The organism is Rhodococcus sp. K11/5 (assembly GCF_055193735.1).
On record NZ_CM143721.1, the window covers coordinates 3,665,720 to 3,669,028 of the forward strand.

Sequence of the window (3,309 nt, forward strand, 5' to 3'; positions counted from 1 at the left end):
CCGCAACGCCTGATCCACGCAAACACACCGCTCGTATCCGCAGTGATCGGCCTTTCGTGGAATTTCCTTCGAGTGTCGATCCTGCAATCGAGGACAAAAGACAGCACTTCGATTGTTTTCGCGTTGCAAAAAGGCGTCAGGACGCCCCGCTCGACATCAGCGAACCCGTCCAACAGCGGTTATGCTCACGGCACCCATTCCGTACCGTTCATCCGGTTACGTCGCCGTTATTCACTCGACAGAGGTTCGAGGTGCACACGATGTCACGCAATACACTGTCCGTCGTCATTCCGGCGTACAACGAGGCCTCCACTATCGAATCGTGCTTGGAGGCGTTGTTCGCGCAGATCGACGACATCGCGGAGATCATCGTTGTCGACAACAATTCTTCGGACGACACCGCGGAGGTCGTGCGACGGCTCGCCGATGCCCACGGCGGGCAGATCGTGCTGCTGCACGAGTCCCGGCAAGGCATTCCCCCGGCCCGTAACGCCGGCTTCGACGCCTCGCGCGGAACCGTCCTCGCCCGCATCGACGCCGACACCCGGGTTCAGCCCGGATGGGCCCGCGCAATCGTCGACTTCTTCGACGCGCACGGTCACGTGTACGAGGCCGGGTCGGGGACCTGCACGGCATACGACCTGCCGTTCCAAGAGCGTTTCCAGGCCGCCCAGGACACCCTGACGGAGTCGGTGCAGGCGAAGCTCCTCGCCGGCAAAGACGTCGACGCTCCCCGGCTGTTCGGCTCCAACATGGCCCTGACTGCGAGCGCGTGGCGGCGGATCGCCTCACGAACGTCGATGCGCACCGACATCTTCGAAGACGTCGACCTCACCCTGTGCGCACAGGAGGTCGGGGTGCGGTGCGCGATCATTCCCGGAGCCAGGGCCCGAATCTCCGGTCGCCGGTACACCAGCGGTGTGGTGTCCTACGCCAAGTACTGCTGGTGCGATCAGCGTACCTTCGCGATCCACGGCCGCCCGGCCGAGCGCAGAGCTGCGGTCGTCACCATGCTCACGGTGTCGTTGCCCTTCTACGCGGCGATGTGGCTCCCCTTCCGGGCCTGGGAGCCGTCGTCGGAAACGTTCCGACCCGGCCGACTGCTACGCCGACACAGCGGCGACGCGCCGGAACCGCGACGCGCTCTTTCGACCTCGTCGACCACGAATCGATGAAATTCACGTTCCCTCGGACGGCCCGGTAATTCGATCGCGATAGTGGATGCTTTCGAAGCGATGAGTCCGATTTCACAATTCGGTTCGTTTATCGATCGAGTCTCGACCACGTTTCGTCATCGCCTCCGGTAGAAAACCTCGAAGCTCGCAGAAGTCGACCCGAACAGGCAATCGGTTTGTTCTCCTGAAAGATTGTCCTCGCGCTCGGTGGATACACTGGTAACTGTCATTACCGAAGAAAATCACCAGTGGAGGAATTCGATGCAGACGACGACCGCACAGGGTGAGTCGCGTTATCTTCCCGTTCGTGACAGCACCGGAACGCGCAACCTCCACTACTGCACGGACGGTGATGGACCGGTGACCGTGCTCTTCGAAGCCGGTCTCGGTAAGTCCCGGTCGACCTGGTCCCTCACGCAACCCGCACTGGCCCGTCATGCCCGCACCGTGTCCTACGATCGCGCCGGCCTGGGACGCAGCGACGTTGCGCGGCGCGCCAGGACCTTCGACGCCCTCCTCGACGACCACCTCCGCATGCTGGACGAGGTCGTGGACACCCCCTGCCTTCTGGTCGGCCACAGCTACGGCGGCCCGATCGTGCGCCGCGCCGCCCTCGAGCGCCCAGACAAGGTCATCGGCGTCGTCCTCGTCGACGAGGTGTCCGAGATCAGCGGTGCCGCCAAGCTGCAGAAAGGTATGTCCGGGGCCGGCCTGTTGTACGGAATGCAGGTGAATCTCGCCCGAATCGGACTTCAGACCCGCGCCCTACGGCGAACCTACTTCCGCCACCTGGACGGCGCCGCGCTGCGCGAGGCGACCGAAGAAGGCGGCCGGGTCTCCGCGACCAAGTCGGCCCGCAGCGAGTGGAAGCACATGATTGCCGGATTGCACGACCTCGAGGCGTCGGGGCCTCATGTCCCCGACACCTACGTCACCGAGATCACCGCATTGCGCTCGGCCGATCCGGAGAAACTCGAACGCGACTGGATCTATCAGAGCCACCGAGACACGGTCACGGCTGCACCCGCTGGACGGCACGTGTTGGCGAAGAAGCGCGGCCATTACGTGCAACTCACGGATCCGCAGACCGTGGTCGACGAAACGATCGCCGCTCTCGATCTTCTCGCCGCTGCCTGAACCACGCCACTGCCCGAACCACGCCGCTGACGTAACATCGTCGCCATGGAATTACCCACGCTGTCTCTTGTAATTCCCGCGTTCAACGAGGAAGACACCATCGGGTATCTCATCGACTCGATCCGGGAACAACAGGACGACCTGCACGAGATCATCGTCGTGAACAACAATTCGACGGACGGAACGGCAGCAATTCTCGCCACCTTGTCGGCCGATATTCCGAAGCTCCGGGTGATCGACGAAACCGCTCCCGGCGTGGTGAAGGCCCGCAACGCCGGCTTCGACGCCGCGACCGGAGACATCATCGGCCGACTCGACGCCGACGCCCGGGCCAAGCCGGGGTGGGCGCGTACCGTTCGTGAGTTCTTCGCGACCGCCGCCGACGACATCGGGGCCGGCACCGGCAAGTTCGATCAGTACGACATGCCGCTTCAGAGTGTGCACCGATTCATGCTGAACGCCGGCTTCAAGAACGACACCGACGGCCCCCTCGAGGTACCGACGCTTTTCGGTGCCAACATGGCCGTGCGGCGATCGACCTGGACGACCATCCGTCCGCACCTGCTCGACATCCCCGGCATCTTCGACGATCTCGACATCACGCTGTGCGTCACCGAGGCCGGACAGAAGTCGGTGCTGGTACCCGGCATGGAGATCAGCGCGTCGGGTCGTCGCATGCTCTCGAGCGTTGCCAATTACAAGACCTTCGTGGAGTACATGCCCGCCACCTACGAGGCGCGGGGAATGCACGACGAGGCCGAGAAGTCCAAGGCCTCGGTGCGGTTCATGCGCATCATGCATCTGGTGTTCTGGGTCCCCTCACGGGCCTGGAATCCGGTGTCGGGGAACTACTCGATCAAGCAACTGATCTCCAAGCACCCGCAGCGAGTACTTCCCTACGACGTCGGGCGCTGACCCGACCGCGCCGCTCACGACCGAAGGCCCGAGCAGAACCGTTCTCCGGTTCTCCTCGGGCCTTCGTCCGTGAGTGGGTGGA

General features: G+C 63.5%; 3 protein-coding genes. All 3 read left to right on the plus strand.

What is annotated here, in order from left to right:
* Positions 1 to 260: 260 nt before the first annotated feature.
* Complete coding sequence (locus tag ACY466_RS17160) at positions 261 to 1,175, plus strand: glycosyltransferase (protein WP_463246868.1); 915 nt, start codon at positions 261 to 263, stop codon at positions 1,173 to 1,175.
* A 261-nt stretch (positions 1,176 to 1,436) separates the two neighbouring features.
* A complete protein-coding gene (locus tag ACY466_RS17165; RefSeq protein WP_463246870.1) occupies positions 1,437 to 2,312 on the plus strand; it encodes an alpha/beta fold hydrolase in 876 nt (291 codons plus the stop codon).
* Positions 2,313 to 2,357: 45 nt separating this feature from the next.
* Positions 2,358 to 3,227: a glycosyltransferase family 2 protein gene (locus tag ACY466_RS17170; RefSeq protein ID WP_463246872.1), complete on the plus strand. Its 870-nt coding sequence runs from the start codon at positions 2,358 to 2,360 to the stop codon at positions 3,225 to 3,227.
* Positions 3,228 to 3,309: the final 82 nt, after the last annotated feature.

Excerpts from the sequence above, each read along its gene's own strand:
- ACY466_RS17160 (WP_463246868.1), top strand. The coding sequence starts at position 261 with ATGTCACGCAATACACTGTCCGTCGTCATTCCGGCGTACAACGAGGCC.
- ACY466_RS17165 (WP_463246870.1), top strand. The coding sequence starts at position 1,437 with ATGCAGACGACGACCGCACAGGGTGAGTCGCGTTATCTTCCCGTTCGT.
- ACY466_RS17170 (WP_463246872.1), top strand. The coding sequence starts at position 2,358 with ATGGAATTACCCACGCTGTCTCTTGTAATTCCCGCGTTCAACGAGGAA.